The 12,885-nt window shown below is 69.8% G+C and carries 14 protein-coding genes; 5 read left to right on the forward strand and 9 right to left on the reverse strand.

What is annotated here, in order from left to right; all coding sequences use genetic code 11:
* Positions 1-2: 2 nt before the first annotated feature.
* The 5 genes from AC07EQ_RS06710 to AC07EQ_RS06730 all read right to left on the reverse strand — a co-directional run bounded on the left by AC07EQ_RS06710 (position 3) and on the right by AC07EQ_RS06730 (position 4,345).
* On the reverse strand, positions 3-749 hold the full coding sequence (locus AC07EQ_RS06710; RefSeq protein WP_478386943.1) for an SDR family NAD(P)-dependent oxidoreductase: 747 nt from the start codon (positions 747-749) through the stop codon (positions 3-5).
* Positions 746-1,273: an aromatic-ring-hydroxylating dioxygenase subunit beta gene (locus AC07EQ_RS06715; protein ID WP_478386944.1), complete on the reverse strand. Its 528-nt coding sequence runs from the start codon at positions 1,271-1,273 to the stop codon at positions 746-748. The genes AC07EQ_RS06710 and AC07EQ_RS06715 overlap by 4 nt, the downstream gene beginning before the upstream one ends.
* The gene (locus AC07EQ_RS06720) at positions 1,266-2,543 is read right to left on the reverse strand and encodes an aromatic ring-hydroxylating oxygenase subunit alpha (RefSeq protein WP_478386945.1); all 1,278 of its coding nucleotides are present in this window, start codon (positions 2,541-2,543) and stop codon (positions 1,266-1,268) included. The genes AC07EQ_RS06715 and AC07EQ_RS06720 overlap by 8 nt, the downstream gene beginning before the upstream one ends.
* Before the next feature lie 22 nt (positions 2,544-2,565).
* On the reverse strand, positions 2,566-2,946 hold the full coding sequence (locus tag AC07EQ_RS06725; protein WP_478386946.1) for a hypothetical protein: 381 nt from the start codon (positions 2,944-2,946) through the stop codon (positions 2,566-2,568).
* 229 nt (positions 2,947-3,175) lie between these two features.
* Positions 3,176-4,345: an acyl-CoA dehydrogenase family protein gene (locus tag AC07EQ_RS06730; RefSeq protein ID WP_478386947.1), complete on the reverse strand. Its 1,170-nt coding sequence runs from the start codon at positions 4,343-4,345 to the stop codon at positions 3,176-3,178.
* Between the two features lie 133 nt (positions 4,346-4,478).
* On the opposite strand from AC07EQ_RS06730, the gene AC07EQ_RS06735 reads away from it, so the two are divergent.
* The 4 genes from AC07EQ_RS06735 to AC07EQ_RS06750 all read left to right on the forward strand — a co-directional run bounded on the left by AC07EQ_RS06735 (position 4,479) and on the right by AC07EQ_RS06750 (position 8,184).
* Positions 4,479-5,993: a PAS domain-containing sensor histidine kinase gene (locus AC07EQ_RS06735; RefSeq protein ID WP_478386948.1), complete on the forward strand. Its 1,515-nt coding sequence runs from the start codon at positions 4,479-4,481 to the stop codon at positions 5,991-5,993.
* Between the two features lie 108 nt (positions 5,994-6,101).
* Entirely contained in the window at positions 6,102-6,614 is a 513-nt protein-coding gene (locus AC07EQ_RS06740) for a flavin reductase (protein WP_478386949.1), read from the forward strand.
* A gap of 14 nt (positions 6,615-6,628) precedes the next feature.
* Positions 6,629-6,907 carry a hypothetical protein gene (locus tag AC07EQ_RS06745; RefSeq protein WP_478386950.1) on the forward strand — a complete coding sequence of 93 codons (279 nt, stop codon included), beginning with the start codon at positions 6,629-6,631 and terminating at the stop codon, positions 6,905-6,907.
* Positions 6,904-8,184, forward strand: coding sequence for an amidase (locus tag AC07EQ_RS06750; RefSeq protein WP_478386951.1), 1,281 nt, complete (start codon positions 6,904-6,906; stop codon positions 8,182-8,184). The genes AC07EQ_RS06745 and AC07EQ_RS06750 overlap by 4 nt, the downstream gene beginning before the upstream one ends.
* 165 nt (positions 8,185-8,349) lie before the next feature.
* Here the strand turns inward: AC07EQ_RS06750 and AC07EQ_RS06755 are convergent, their stop codons facing one another.
* The 4 genes from AC07EQ_RS06755 to AC07EQ_RS06770 form a co-directional block, all read right to left on the reverse strand.
* A complete protein-coding gene (locus AC07EQ_RS06755; protein ID WP_478386952.1) occupies positions 8,350-8,967 on the reverse strand; it encodes a response regulator transcription factor in 618 nt (205 codons plus the stop codon).
* A gap of 17 nt (positions 8,968-8,984) precedes the next feature.
* Positions 8,985-9,542: a nuclear transport factor 2 family protein gene (locus tag AC07EQ_RS06760; protein WP_478386953.1), complete on the reverse strand. Its 558-nt coding sequence runs from the start codon at positions 9,540-9,542 to the stop codon at positions 8,985-8,987.
* Positions 9,543-9,689: 147 nt separating this feature from the next.
* Positions 9,690-11,240 (reverse strand): solute symporter family protein, encoded by a 1,551-nt coding sequence (locus AC07EQ_RS06765; RefSeq protein WP_478386955.1) that lies wholly within the window; start codon positions 11,238-11,240, stop codon positions 9,690-9,692.
* Positions 11,237-11,491 carry a DUF485 domain-containing protein gene (locus tag AC07EQ_RS06770; protein ID WP_478386956.1) on the reverse strand — a complete coding sequence of 85 codons (255 nt, stop codon included), beginning with the start codon at positions 11,489-11,491 and terminating at the stop codon, positions 11,237-11,239. The genes AC07EQ_RS06765 and AC07EQ_RS06770 overlap by 4 nt, the downstream gene beginning before the upstream one ends.
* Before the next feature lie 660 nt (positions 11,492-12,151).
* On the opposite strand from AC07EQ_RS06770, the gene AC07EQ_RS06775 reads away from it, so the two are divergent.
* The gene (locus tag AC07EQ_RS06775; protein WP_478387076.1) at positions 12,152-12,736 is read left to right on the forward strand and encodes a dihydrofolate reductase family protein; all 585 of its coding nucleotides are present in this window, start codon (positions 12,152-12,154) and stop codon (positions 12,734-12,736) included.
* Positions 12,737-12,885: the final 149 nt, after the last annotated feature.

Raw genomic sequence — 12,885 nt, forward strand, 5'->3', positions numbered from 1 at the left:
CGTCAGCGCAGGTAGAGGCCGCCGTTGGCGTCCCAGCAGGCGCCGGTGACGGTGGCGGCACCCGGGGAGGCGAGCAGGGCGACCATCTCGGCGATGAAGGCCGGGTCGCCGAGCCGGCCGACCGGAATGTTCGTGAGGTAGTTCTCGAGGTTGTCCTCGCCGACGATCGAGTGCACCATCGGCGTGTCCTGCGGCCCGGGCGAGACCGCGTTGACCGTGACTCCGCGCGGGGCGAGCTCGCGGGCGAATGCCTTCGTCGCGGACAGGATCGCGCCCTTGGACGAGGCGTAGTGGCCGCCGGTCGCGGTGCCGCCGTTCTGCGCGGCCAGCGAGGCCATGTTCACGATTCGGCCGTAGCCCCGTTCCGCCAAGTGGGCGCCGAAGACCTGGCAGGCGTGGAACGTGCCCGAGAAGTTCACCGCCATGACGGCGTCGAGGTCGGCGGGCGTGATCTCCAGCAGCGGCTTGGCCTGGGTCCGGGCCGCGTTGTTGACCAGGACGTGCACCGCGCCGAAATCGGCCAGCACGTCCGCGAGCAGGCGCTCCAGGGCCGCTCGTTCACTGACGTCGACCGCGTACCCCCTCGCCGTGGCGCCCGAGCCGTCGAGTTCTTCCGCGAGGACGGCCGCTGCGGAGCCGTCGAGGTCGGCGATCGCGATGCGGTAGCCGTTCGCGTGCAACCGGCGCACGATGGCCGCGCCGAGCCCGTTGCCGCCGCCGGTGACGACCGCGACCTGCCCGGCGGTCACAGCAGGAATCCCGTAGCGGGGACGGCGGCTTCGCTGTCCACGAGCCGCACCACCTTCAGCGCGATCCGGTCGGCCGCCGGGCCGTCGGTCGAGAGGCGGATCCGGTGCTCCAGGTCGGCGGCCCAGATGTCGTGGTCGCCGCGCTTGTAGGCGACGAGCACTTGCGCCGAGCGCAGCACGACTTCCTCGTCGGAGACCGATTCCGGCACGAACCGCGACACCGTGCGCACCGTGCGGGCGGCGTCCACGGCCGCGATGGCGTAGCCCTCGGTCATCCGGGTCACGCGCATCTGCCGCATCCGGGCGTCGTCGTAGACCATGTTGAGCGTGTTGGCGAAGTCCTCGGTGTCCGGCTCGATCGGGATGACGTAAATCCCGTCCTCCTCGAACAGTTCGTTCCAGCCCGGGTACTCCTTGCGGTCGAGGAGGTCGGCCTCGCGCCAGACGAGGTCGATCGCGCGGGCCACCCGCGGATCGGTCGTCGGGATCGGGGCCGGGGCGAGGGTGGGCGTCGCGTCAGTCATCGCTCATCATCTGCTTCCACTGGTCGTAGGCAGCGCGCATGCCGGTCTCATCGGTGACGTGGGAGGTGGGCCAGCCTTCCGGGCTCGGCTTCTCCCGGGAGAGGCCTCGATTGACCATGATCGGCATCTCGGGGGCACCCTGCGCGCCGCGCTGGACGCGGTCCCAGCCCTCGGCATCGTCCGGGGTGCCGAAGCCGAACGGGCCCTGGAAGTGCTCGTGGATGCGCAGCCTTTCCCGGTTGACGATGTCCACTTCGGACGGTCCGTCCGGGCCGATGGCGATGTGCTCGATCACCGTCTCGTCCACCGCGACCGGGCGCAGCACGCGGAAGAACGCCGCCGACATCGACACGTTCGGGAAGAGGTTCAGGTTGAAGCCGGTGCCGTGCATGGCGCGGATCAGCTTGCGCACCTGGGCGGCGTCGAGGGTCTTCGACAGCTCCTCGACGAGGTGGTCGAACCGGGCCTGCAGCGGCTCGCTGCCGTCGTCCGCGTCGAGATCGGAGTGCTCGGGCACCATCTGCATCACGCTGTGGCCCTGGCCGAGGTCGTGGGTGATGGCCTCGGGGTCGGTCATGAACGACATCATGTCGGCGGTCTCGGCATCCACCGACGCCATCCACGACCGGTGCACGATCGGGAAGTGGTAGCCGTCGGTGGTGTTCTCCAGCTGGATCTTCCAGTTGCCCTTGAACCTGAACTGGTGCTTGCCGAGCACCTTGATCGGGTAGCCACCGCCCTGCTTCATGAACCGGTCGATCCACAGCCTGGCGTCGCCGAGGAACTCATCGAGCGGCTCGATGCCGTCGTCGAAAGTCGCGAACACCATGCCGCCGTAGGACTCGGTGCGCAGCTTCTTCAGCGACAGCTCGGTCTTGTCCACGACGCCTTCGTAGCCGTCGGGATAGGGAATGCCGCGCAATTTCCCGTCCAGGCCGTAGGACCAGGCGTGGTACGGGCAGGTGAAGCCGTTGGCCTGTCCCTTCGGTTTCTCGCACAGGCTCGCACCGCGGTGGCGGCACCGGTTGAGCAGCGTGCGGATGGTGCCCTTGCGGTCGCGGGTCACGATCACCGGCTGGCGGCCGACGTAGGTCGACTTGAAGCTGCCCGGCTTCGGCACTTCGCTCTCGTGGGCGACCCAGACCCAGGTGCGCTCGAAGATCCGGGTCATCTCCTGATCGAAGATCTGGGGGTCGGTGTAGAGGCGGCCGGCGACGCGATCGCCGGCGACCAGGCCGGCGGGCGCGACGTCGAAAACGTTCTCGGTCATGGGTCTGGAACCTTTCCGGGGATCAGTCGGGAAGCTCGACGTCGTCGCGGACGGTGAGGGCACGGCCGATGCGGGCCTCGATCTTGGCGAACCGCCAGAGCTTGAACTCACCGCTGCCCACCGGGGTGGTGCGGAAGAGGTTGCAGGCGGCCTTGACGGTGTCCTGGGTGTCGACGTCGGCGAGGATGTAGCAGGTCCACGGCCAGCCGTCGGACGGGCCGACCAGGTGCGAGTCGTCGTCGATGTCGCCGATGAAGCTCACCCCGGGCAGCGCCTTGAGCTGGTCCATCATGGACACGAACGCCTGCCAGACGGCACCGGAGGTGATGCCGTCGGAGGGCAGGTCGAAGAAGTTCTGGTTGATGCCGATGCAGAACAGCACGCGAAGCGGCGGTGCGGTCATGGTGGTCTCCTGTCGTCGGTGGGCGGCTCAGGGCCCTTTCAAAATGCGGCGTCAGCCGCATGCGGTGGGGGACTCAGCTCGCACCGCCGCGGGTTCTCAGACGTCGCCTGGCGAGGACAGCCCCAGCGCCTTGTATTGGACATACATAAGTCGGGGATCCCGGAGTCCAGGCGGCGTCTGAGGTTCCGCTACCCGCACCGCTACGCAAGCCCATCGAAGAATTCACTTCTCAGCGGAAACCGGGGGTCGTGGGCGGTAGTCCCATGAGGACGGCGCCGGCCGCGTCGTACATCGCGGGCCCGAGGAAGGCGTGCTGCTTGGGCACCAGGGCGTCGCCGAGCAACAGCTGCAGCGGGTGGTCGCGGTAGATCGGTGCCGTGCCGGAGACCTCGACGAGCCTGCCGACCACCTCGGAGGCGGTCCTGGCCAGATGCGCCGAGGCGAGGCGGAGATGCGCGTTCTGCCCGTCGGTGGCGGGATCACCGGCGACCACGGTCTCCCAGACCTCGTTGCTGAGCTCGTAGAACCACGCCCGGGCCGAACGGAGCGCGGCCTCGGCGGCGGCGACCTCCGCGCGGTAGTAGGGCCGGTCGGCCAGCTTCGGCGCGCCGGTCACGCCGGCGTATCCGCTGCCGACCTCCTCGGCGTGGTCGAGCGCCGCCCGCGCCACACCGGCGCCGACCACGGCCAGCACCTGCGCGGCGTAGGCGATCGCCGGGTAGCGGTAGAGCGGTTCGTCCACTGTGGGCTCTCCGCCGCGGATGAACGTCCATTCCCGGGGGACCTCGACGTCGCGGACGACCAGGTCGAACGAGCCGGTGCCGCGCATGCCGGCGACGTCCCAGTTCTGGACGATCTCGACCTGGTCCGGGCGCAGCAGCGCGGTCCGCGGCTTGCCGGCGGTGGACTCGTCGCCGGGGATGCCGACGCCGAGGATGTCGGCGCCCATGCAGCCGCTGGCGAACTTCCAGTGCCCGTCGACCCGGAACCCGCGGTCGGTGGGCTCGGCCGCCTGGATCGGGAACAACCCGCCGGCGAAGGCGACGTCCGGGCCGTCCCGGTAGATCTTCGCCTGCGTCTCCACCGGAAGTGCGGCGAGGTAGATCAGCGCGGAGCCGAAGCTGGCGACCCAGCCGGTGGAACCGTCGACCACGGAGATCCGCTCGATCCGGTCCAGGAACTCCGCAGGCGGCAGCGGCTCGCCGCCGAACTCGGCCGGGGTGGCGGCGCGGTAGAGCCCGGTCTGCTTGAGCCGGTCGACGAAGTCCTTCGGCACGTAGCGCTGCTCGCGGAACTCCGCCCGCCGCCGCGCGAGCTCTGCCAGAACGTCGTCGAAGGCGACGGCGGCATCCGCGAAACGGGGTGTCGCCCCGGGGGCCGCCTCCTGGGTGTGCACCATTGGTCCTCCTCGTCGTTCCGGCCTTCATCCGACGGTAGGAAGCGGGATTCGCTCGCGGTATTGGTAGTGCCCGGCGTCGGTCTAGGGGATTTCTTCAGCGGTCCCGGACCTCGGACCGAACTACGCTGGCGTCATGCAGGTCGACCCGCGCGCCCCCGAGCTCGCCGCGAACGACTTCGTGGCGATGCTGAACGCCAGCCGGATGTGCGTGCTCATCCACGACGCGGCCACCAAGAACATCTTGTGGGCCAACCCCGCCGCGTGCGAAATGCTCGGCTGGAGCGTCACCGAGCTGCGCCCGCTCAAGGCCAACGACATGAGCAGCTCGGCGCAGCAGTACGACCGGGTGCTCGGGCGCGCCTGGCTGCAGGAAGCGGTCGACAAGGGCGCCAGCCGCATCGAATGGCACTACCGCGCCAAGTCGGGCCGGGTGATTCCCAGCGAAGCGGTCGCCGTGCTGGTCGAACTGGCTCAAGGACCCGCGGTGATGGTGCAGTTCCGCGACATCGAACGGGAACAGGAGATCGAGCGCGAACTGCGGCTGACGACGTCCTACATCGACGCGCTGGCGCACCACACCTCGACGATCGCGCTGATGCTCGACGCCACCGGCACCCTCCGGTTCGCCACCGACACCGCGGTCGCGCTCATCGGCGCGCGCCCGACCGAGCCGCTCGGTCCGCTCACGCAGTACGGCCGGTTGTGGTCGGACGGCCGCGCGTCCACTTGGGACGAAGTGGCCGCGCGGGCGGAGCCGGTGACCGCGATCAGGCTCGAAATCCCCCACGACGCCGGTGAGCCGGTGTGGCTGGAAGGAAGCCTGGAACGCCTGCAGGACACCGACGACGAAGCCCTGCTGATGATCCTGCACGACGTCTCCGACCGCGTGCAGGAGGAGGCGCGCCGGGAACGCGAACTGCACCGGGAGAACTACCTGGCGCGCTACAACGCGATGGGCGACATGGCGATGGCGATCGCCCACGAGCTCGGTCAGCCGCTCGCCGCGGCGGGCAACTACCTCGCCGGGGTGCGGGCCCGCAGCCAGACGCTGGTGAACTCGGGCGAGTTGCCGCCCGAGGCCGCCGCACGGCTGGATTTCGGGATCGACAGCGCGGAGAAGCAGATCGAACGGGCCAGCACGATCGTCAACGCCGTCCGCGCCTTCGTCGGTCACCTCGAACACGTCAACCAGGTCGTCGACCTCAACGACGTGGTCGAGCAGTGCCTGCACTTCGTCCGGCTCCGCGCGGCCCCGCTGGGCGTGCAGGTGGCGGTGCGCCGCCATCCCGAACCGGTGGCCGTCCGGTGCGAACGGGTGCTCACCGGGCAGGTCGTGCTCAACCTCTGCTTCAACGCCATCGACGAGATGGCCGCCTGCGACCCCGACCGGCGGCGGATCACCATCACGACGCGCATCGACGACGACGCCGGGGTCCTCACCGTCGACGATCAGGGCCGCGGCCTGCCGCACGACCCGTTCGAGGAATCCTTCACGTCCAAGGAACACGGCAGCGGCGTCGGACTTGCGCTCAGCTACCGGATCATCACGCGCCAGCACGGGACCATTTGGGCGCAGCGACGCGACGAGGGCGGCTCCCGTTTCGGCTTCGCGCTGCCGCTCGCCCGGGAACACCACCCGCCGGCGTAGGGGAAATCCTCAGGCCGGCCGGTGGAAGTCTCGATATTCCGCCCGTGATCCCGGACGTACCGTCGGAGCAGAGCAAGCCTCCCGCCCGCGTCCGTCACAGGAGGAATCGTGTCAGAGCCGACCCGCACCCAGCGCGAGTTCCGCGCCGCGATGGCGAATCTGTCCGCCGCGGTGAACGTGATCACGACCGACGGCCCGCGCGGCCGTGCCGGGATGACCGTCAGCGCCGCCTGTTCGGTCACCGACTCGCCGCCGACCGTGCTGGTCTGCGTCAACCGGTCCAGCCGTTCGCACGACATCCTCATGGCCAACGGCCGGATCTGCGTCAACGTGCTCGGCGCCGACCAGGACGACTTGGCGATGCACTTCGCGGGCGCGACCAAGGTCCCCACCGCCGAGCGGTTCGCCGAAGGCCCGTGGGACCTCGACGTCGACGGCGTTCCGGTGCTCCGCAACGCGATCGCCTCCGTCATCGGCCGGATCGTGTCCGAACGCACCCTGGGCTCGCATTCGGTGCTGTTCGTCGAGGTCGAGAAGGTCCGCACCAAGCAGGACAGCGGCGCGTTGGTCTACTTCCAGCGCCGGTTCCACAGCCTGGACGCCGCGCCGCTGAGCGCATGAGGAGGAGACCACCCGTGAACCGACCGTCAACCGCCTGCGGCACCATGACGCTGACCTGCTACAACGACACCCACGGCTACGGTTGGCGCCACGTCGACCTGTTCGTCCACGACGCCGAGGGACGCGAACTGAACTGGGTCCACTGGCAGGTGCACGCGGACGGCCCGCACGCGGCCGACGCCGTCACCGCGGAGGTCGAGCCGTTGTTGCGGCGGACCTCGGAATGGCGCCACGGCGTCAGCGCGAGCGGCATGGACTACTGGGTGGCCGACGCGGCCTGGGCCGAGGCATGAGCGCCCCGGTGTGGCGGCCGTGGTCCCTGCGCGAGCTCGCCGGTCAGCTCGCCGCCGGAACGACCACCCCCGCCGAAGCGCTCGCCCGCAGCCGCGCCCGCATCGCCGGCACCGAGTCCGGTCTGCGCGCGTGGGTGGCGCCGGACCCCTCCCCTGATCTCGCCTCCGCCGCGGGGCCGCTCGGCGGCGTGCCGCTCGGCGTGAAGGACATCATCGACGTCGCCGGACTTCCGACCCGGTGCGGCTCGGAGTTGCGTGCGCAAGCCCCACCCGCCGAGGCCGACGCGGCGATCGTGGCCGAATGGCGCCGGGCCGGCGCGGTGCCGATCGGCAAGACCGTCACCACCGAGTTCGCCTTCTTCGCGCCCGGTCCCACCCGGAACCCGGCCGCGCCCGGTCACACCCCTGGCGGCTCGTCAAGCGGGTCCGCCGCCGCGGTCGCGTCCGGCCAGGTGCCGTTGGCGCTCGGATCCCAGACCGCGGGCTCGGTGACCCGGCCGGCGTCCTACTGCGGTGTCGCCTCCCTCGTGATGACCCGCGGCCGGTTCTCGGTGGAAGGGGTCACCGGGCTGAGCCCGAGCCTGGACAGCCACGGCGCCTACGCCGCGACCGCGTCCGATCTGGCGCTGGCCTGGTCGGCGCTCACCGGTGAGCCGGACGCCGGGCTGCTCCCCGGCCGCCCGCCGCGCCTGCTGCTGTGGACCGCCGAGCCGCTCGGCGTGGTCGGTCCCGAGATGGCGGCCGCGTTGTCCGGCGTCGTGCGGCGGCTTCGCGCCCGGGGTGCGGTGGTCGACGCCTTACCGGCGGAAGCGCTGGTTGCCGAGGCGACCGCCGCGCACCCGGTGGTGATGGCTTACGAGGCGGCCCGGGAACGTGCAGCAGAACTGGCGCAGGCATCGCGGCTGAGCCGGCCACTGGCGCAGCTCCTCCAGACCGGCGCGACCACCCGGGACGACGACTACCAGGCCGCTCTCCAGACGGTGGCCGACGCGGGCGCCCAGGTGTCGGCCATGCTGAGTTCGTACGACGCGGTGCTGGGCCCGGCAGCCCCGGGGACGGCACCCGCTGGTCTCGCGGCCACCGGTGACCCGGTGCTCAGCCGGGCCTGGCAGGCACTCGGGCTGCCCGTGGTGGCGGTGCCGGGGCTGCGCAGCGCGGCCCGGCTCCCCCTGGGCCTCCAGCTCATCGGACCCGCGCGGAGCGAATCCGCGCTCCTCGCGACCGGCTGCTGGCTCGAAGCCGCCCTGCACTCGGGTGAAACCGCCCGGCACTCGTGAGTCGATCGCGAAACCAGTCCCGGCACCCGCGCATCGGGGATCCGCAATTTCCATTGAAATCGAAGGTTCGATTTCAATGGAAATTGCGGAAGACGGCGTCCCGGCGGCGGCCGTGACTTCCGCAGGGGCCGCCACCCGCACCGCTGCGCAGAACGAGCCCTGGCTTCAGACGGTGATCTGGTGCAGCAGGATGTCCCGCACCAGGGCGCCGAGCGTATCCGCTTCGGTCTTGGCCTTGATCCGGGCGCGGTGGACGTCCACGGTCTTGACGCTGGTGCCCAGCCGTCGGGCGATGAGCTGACTGGGCAACCCGTCGATGACCAGCCGAAGCACCTCTCGTTCGCGTTGCGTCAGCGTGTCCAGCCGTCGGAGGACGTCACGACGGCAGGTGTGATCGGCGAACCGCCGTTTCGCCTCCAGCAGCTGCTTCTGCACGATCTCCAGCATCTTCTGCGGCTGGTAGGGCTTCTCCAGGAAGTCGACCGCGCCCTGCGACATCGCCCGCACCGACATCGGGATGTCGCCGTGCGCCGAGCAGAAGATGACGGGCGCCGGATAGCCCAGCTGCAGCAGTCGCTCCTGCAGCTCGAAGCCGCTGACCCCGGGCATCCGGATGTCGACGATGACCACCGCCGACTCGTCCGGGTCGAACTCGGCCAGGAACGAGCTCGCGTCCGGGTAGCTCAGCGCCTGGATGCCCACGCTTTCGAGCAGGAAGATCAGCGACTGCCGCAGGTCCTCGTCGTCGTCGACGATGTGGACCACGGGGTCCGAGGCTGTCATGACCGCCACCGCCTCCCTTACGGCTTCATCAGCACCGATGTCGACGGGTGGTCGCTCGCCCAGCCGGGTGCCAGCGGCGCGACGAACACGTTCTCGGTGCGCGTACGGGTGATCTTCCAGGTTCCCGAGACCTTTCGGAAGGAATTGTTCAGGCGACTCGACCGCAGCAGGGACTTCCCGTCGGAGAACAGCCACGGCTGCACGTGGATCCACTGGCCGGTCGCCTCGTGCCCGTCGACGTGGATCTGCTCCGAAGTCAGGTAGTGGGCGTTCAGCACCAACGCGGGTGCCTGCTCCTCGCTCCAGAACCGCTCGAAGTGCTCGCGGATCGCCGCGGCGCCCTCGGCCCGCCCGAACTGGCCGTCGTAGTACTCGCCCACGCCTTCCCAGACCGCGTCCTCGCTGTAGAGCTCCATGATCAGATCGATGCGGTGCGCGTCGTCTCGCACGCCGAACTCGGGGTTCGGCGTGTCGCACAGGAACATGTAGCGGGCCTGGAGGCGGCGAATCTCCGACTCGGCCTCCAGTTCCTCGATCCGCCGCGTCAAGGCGGCGACAGTGGCATCGCTGGTCATGAAACTCCCCACTCCCTGCGGTTCGCATGATGATGACGGTATTGGCGAGAACGCCCTCACAGCCGAGTTGCCGGCCGCTGGACTCCAGCCCTCGCAGCAGCTGCGTGGCCGACCTCGGACACCGCTATCCCTTCGGCCGTGCACTTCTCAGGCCGGTTGCCCGGTGGCCGCAGGAAGGTCCGCAGTGCTGCGGCCGGTCACAGCCTTCGTGCGCAACGCTCCGAACGTGGCCCGGTCGCGGGCCGCCGTGTCACCCCGGGCAGGCGCGGCCAGGGCCACGACGACCGAGACGAGCAGGCTCAGCGGAACAGTCACCAGCGCGGGGTTGCTGAATCCGAGGGGCGCGGACGGCCCGTGCACGGCCGGGCTGAGCAAGATGATCGCGACCGACGCCACGAGCCCGACGACCATGCCGGACAGCACCGCGCGGGCGGTCATCCGTCGCCAGTAGATGGTCAGCAGCAACGCCGGCAGGTTCGCACTGGCGGCGACGGCGAACGCCAGCGACGCGAGGAACGCCACGTTCTGCTTCTCCGCCGCCAGGGCGAGGACCACCCCGGTCGCGGAGGTCGCGAGCGTCGCGATGCGCGCCGAGGTCAGCTGGCCGCGCGGGCTCACCGCACCCCGCTTGATCACCTGGGTGTAGAGGTCGTGCGCGATCGCCCCAGATGTGGCGATCACCAGCCCGGACAGCACGGCGAGGATGGTCACGAAGGAGACGGCGGCGACCAGTGCCAGCAGGAGGCCACCGCCCAACGTTTCGGCCAGCTGCGCCACCGCCAGGTTGCCCGCGGGGCTCTGCGCCGTGATCTCGTCCCGCCCCACGAGCGTGGCGGCGCCGTAGCCGATCACCGGGATCATCAGGTAGAAGACGGTGAACACCCAGATCGCCGTGATCGCCGACGACCGTGCGGCGCGAGCATCCGGCACGGTGAGGAACCGGATCATCACGTGCGGCAGCCCGAGCACCCCGAACACCAGACCGAACACCTGGGACAGCTGGTCGAAACCGGCGAGGGCGGAACTGCGGTTCGGCGCGACCGCCGCGGCGCCGAAGGTGTCCAGCGCGTCCTGGAAGACTCCCAGCGGGTTGCCGCCGTAGCGGACCAGGACGAGCACGAACAGCGCGACGGCGCAGCCCATCATGAGGGTGGTCTTCACGATCTGGATCCAGCTGGTGGCGAGCATGCCGCCGAGCATCGTGTACACGGTGGTGAGGCCACCGATGACGAGCACGGCGACGGTGTAGTCCAGGCCGAACAGCAACCGCACGAGCAGGGCGGCTCCGACGAACTGCGACACGAGGTAGAGGGTGCTCACCACCACCGTGCTGGTGGCCATGACGGCCCGGACGTCCCTGCCGCCGAACCGGGCGGCCAGCACGTCGGCCAAGGTGAAGCGTCCCAGGTTGCGCAGCGGTTCGGCGACCAGGAGCAGCGCGAGCACATAAGCGACCGGGACGAACACCGCGAGGTAGAAGCCGTTGAACCCGGTGAGCGCGATCGCCCCGGTGACCCCGAGGAACGACGCCGCCGAGATGTAGTCGCCCGCGATGGCCACGCCGTTCTGCCCGCCGGTGAGCTGGCCGCCGGCGACGAAGTGGTCGGCGGCCGACTTGCTGCGCCGCGCCGCGACGTAGGTGATGGCCAGGGTGAGCACGACCAGGGCCGTGAAGATCGTGGCGGTGTAGACGTTCACGACCGGCCCTCCCGGACGAGCTCAACGGCCTGGTCGAGCCGCCGGGCCCGCGCGGCGTACCACGCGGCGACGGCGAGTGCGGCGGGGAACTGCGCGAAGGCGTAGATCCAGGCCCAGGTCAGCCCCCCGCCGGTCAGGCCGTCGAGCGCGCCGGTGAACTGACCGAGCACCGGCAGCGGGAAGAACACCACGCAGATCAACACGGACAGCACGGCCACCAGGCGCATCCGGCGCCGGACGAGGGTGTCCACAGTGGATTGTTCCGGGACGGGCGCACTTGGCGCGGGGGGATGTGAGTGCTCCAACGGCATGGCCGCTCTCCTTCTGGTCAACCGCGGTCGCGCAGCTCCTTCGCGGATCCGCTGCGGATGCGCGGGTGACCGCGCACACAGCCAGCTCGATATCGGAACGCTACGGACCTGGCCGAAGGCGAACAATGCGCGTTTGCCCCCCGGCAGGTGAAGGAATCACACCGGTCCCTGAAGAAATCCCCTACTTGTCCTTGCCGGTGATCTCTGCCCCCACCTCTCCGGGCGGTTGTGGCCCCGGGGCTAGTTCTCCGGCGAGTCCTGACCCCACTGTGTCCGATGTGGACACACTCACGATGACGTGAACGATCATGGTTCACCTGGTTGGAGCGGCGACGATGGGCGGCCTCAACCCCTTGCTCGGTCGTGCCGGAGGCCGGAGTTGTCGTTGTCGCGCTTGGAGTTGTTCGCACGCATTCGTCGTGATCGCCGGACGGATCCGGACGTGTCGGTCCGGACGCCGGCCGATCGGCACCGGGTGCACCGCCGCACGGCGCGGAAGCGTTGGCCGGCACTTGCGGTTCACCATCTGCTATCGTCTGCACGACCGCTTGCAAGTCGCAACCACTTGGGAGGTTCGCGGTGCCGGACACCACCTGCCACATGTCGATCTCACTGGACGGCTTCGTCGCCGGGCCAGAGCAGAGCCGAGAGGACCCCCTCGGGAAACGGGGCGGGGAGCTGCACGGCTGGCACATCGGCGACCCGCGGGCCAACGACGCTGACAAGATCGCGAACGAATGGCTCATGCGCCCTCGGGGTGCGTATGTGATGGGGCGGAACATGTTCGGGCCGATCCGCGGGGACTGGGATGAGGACTGGTCAGGCTGGTGGGGCCCCGAACCGCCGTATCACGCGCCGGTTTTCGTGCTGACCCATCACCGCCATGATCCGATCCAGATGGACGGCGGGACGACGTTCCACTTCGTCACCGAGGGCTTCGACGCGGCCTACTCCGCAGCGTGTGAGGCCGCCGGGGACAACGGGGTGGACATCGCCGGCGGTGCCTCGACCGTCCGGCAGGCACTGGCCGCCGGGGTGATCGACGAGTTCACCCTCGACATCGCACCCGTCCTGCTCGGATCGGGCGAGCGCCTCTTCGACGGGGTTGAATCCTTCGGCTTCGAGCCCGCCGAGGTGCTTCACTCACCGCTGACCACCCACATCCGCTATCGCCGCGTCAGCTGACTCCGCGGCCCGCCGCCGCGCTGCGCAGCAGCACGGTTATCCGCCCGGCTCAGGATGGTAGGTGGCGAAGCCGAGGCTGGCGGTGAACCAGCCCTCAGGTGGGGCCGAATACCGGTGTCACGACACCCCGGCGTGTCGCCAGGTGGGGC

Source organism: Saccharopolyspora sp. NPDC045839, from assembly GCF_056431645.1.

Coding starts and splice junctions, on each gene's coding strand:
- AC07EQ_RS06715 (WP_478386944.1), bottom strand. CDS start 1,273: ATGACTGACGCGACGCCCACCCTCGCCCCGGCCCCGATCCCGACGACC.
- AC07EQ_RS06720 (WP_478386945.1), bottom strand. CDS start 2,543: ATGACCGAGAACGTTTTCGACGTCGCGCCCGCCGGCCTGGTCGCCGGC.
- AC07EQ_RS06725 (WP_478386946.1), bottom strand. CDS start 2,946: ATGACCGCACCGCCGCTTCGCGTGCTGTTCTGCATCGGCATCAACCAG.
- AC07EQ_RS06730 (WP_478386947.1), bottom strand. CDS start 4,345: ATGGTGCACACCCAGGAGGCGGCCCCCGGGGCGACACCCCGTTTCGCG.
- AC07EQ_RS06735 (WP_478386948.1), top strand. CDS start 4,479: ATGCAGGTCGACCCGCGCGCCCCCGAGCTCGCCGCGAACGACTTCGTG.
- AC07EQ_RS06750 (WP_478386951.1), top strand. CDS start 6,904: ATGAGCGCCCCGGTGTGGCGGCCGTGGTCCCTGCGCGAGCTCGCCGGT.
- AC07EQ_RS06755 (WP_478386952.1), bottom strand. CDS start 8,967: ATGACAGCCTCGGACCCCGTGGTCCACATCGTCGACGACGACGAGGAC.
- AC07EQ_RS06760 (WP_478386953.1), bottom strand. CDS start 9,542: ATGACCAGCGATGCCACTGTCGCCGCCTTGACGCGGCGGATCGAGGAA.
- AC07EQ_RS06775 (WP_478387076.1), top strand. CDS start 12,152: ATGTCGATCTCACTGGACGGCTTCGTCGCCGGGCCAGAGCAGAGCCGA.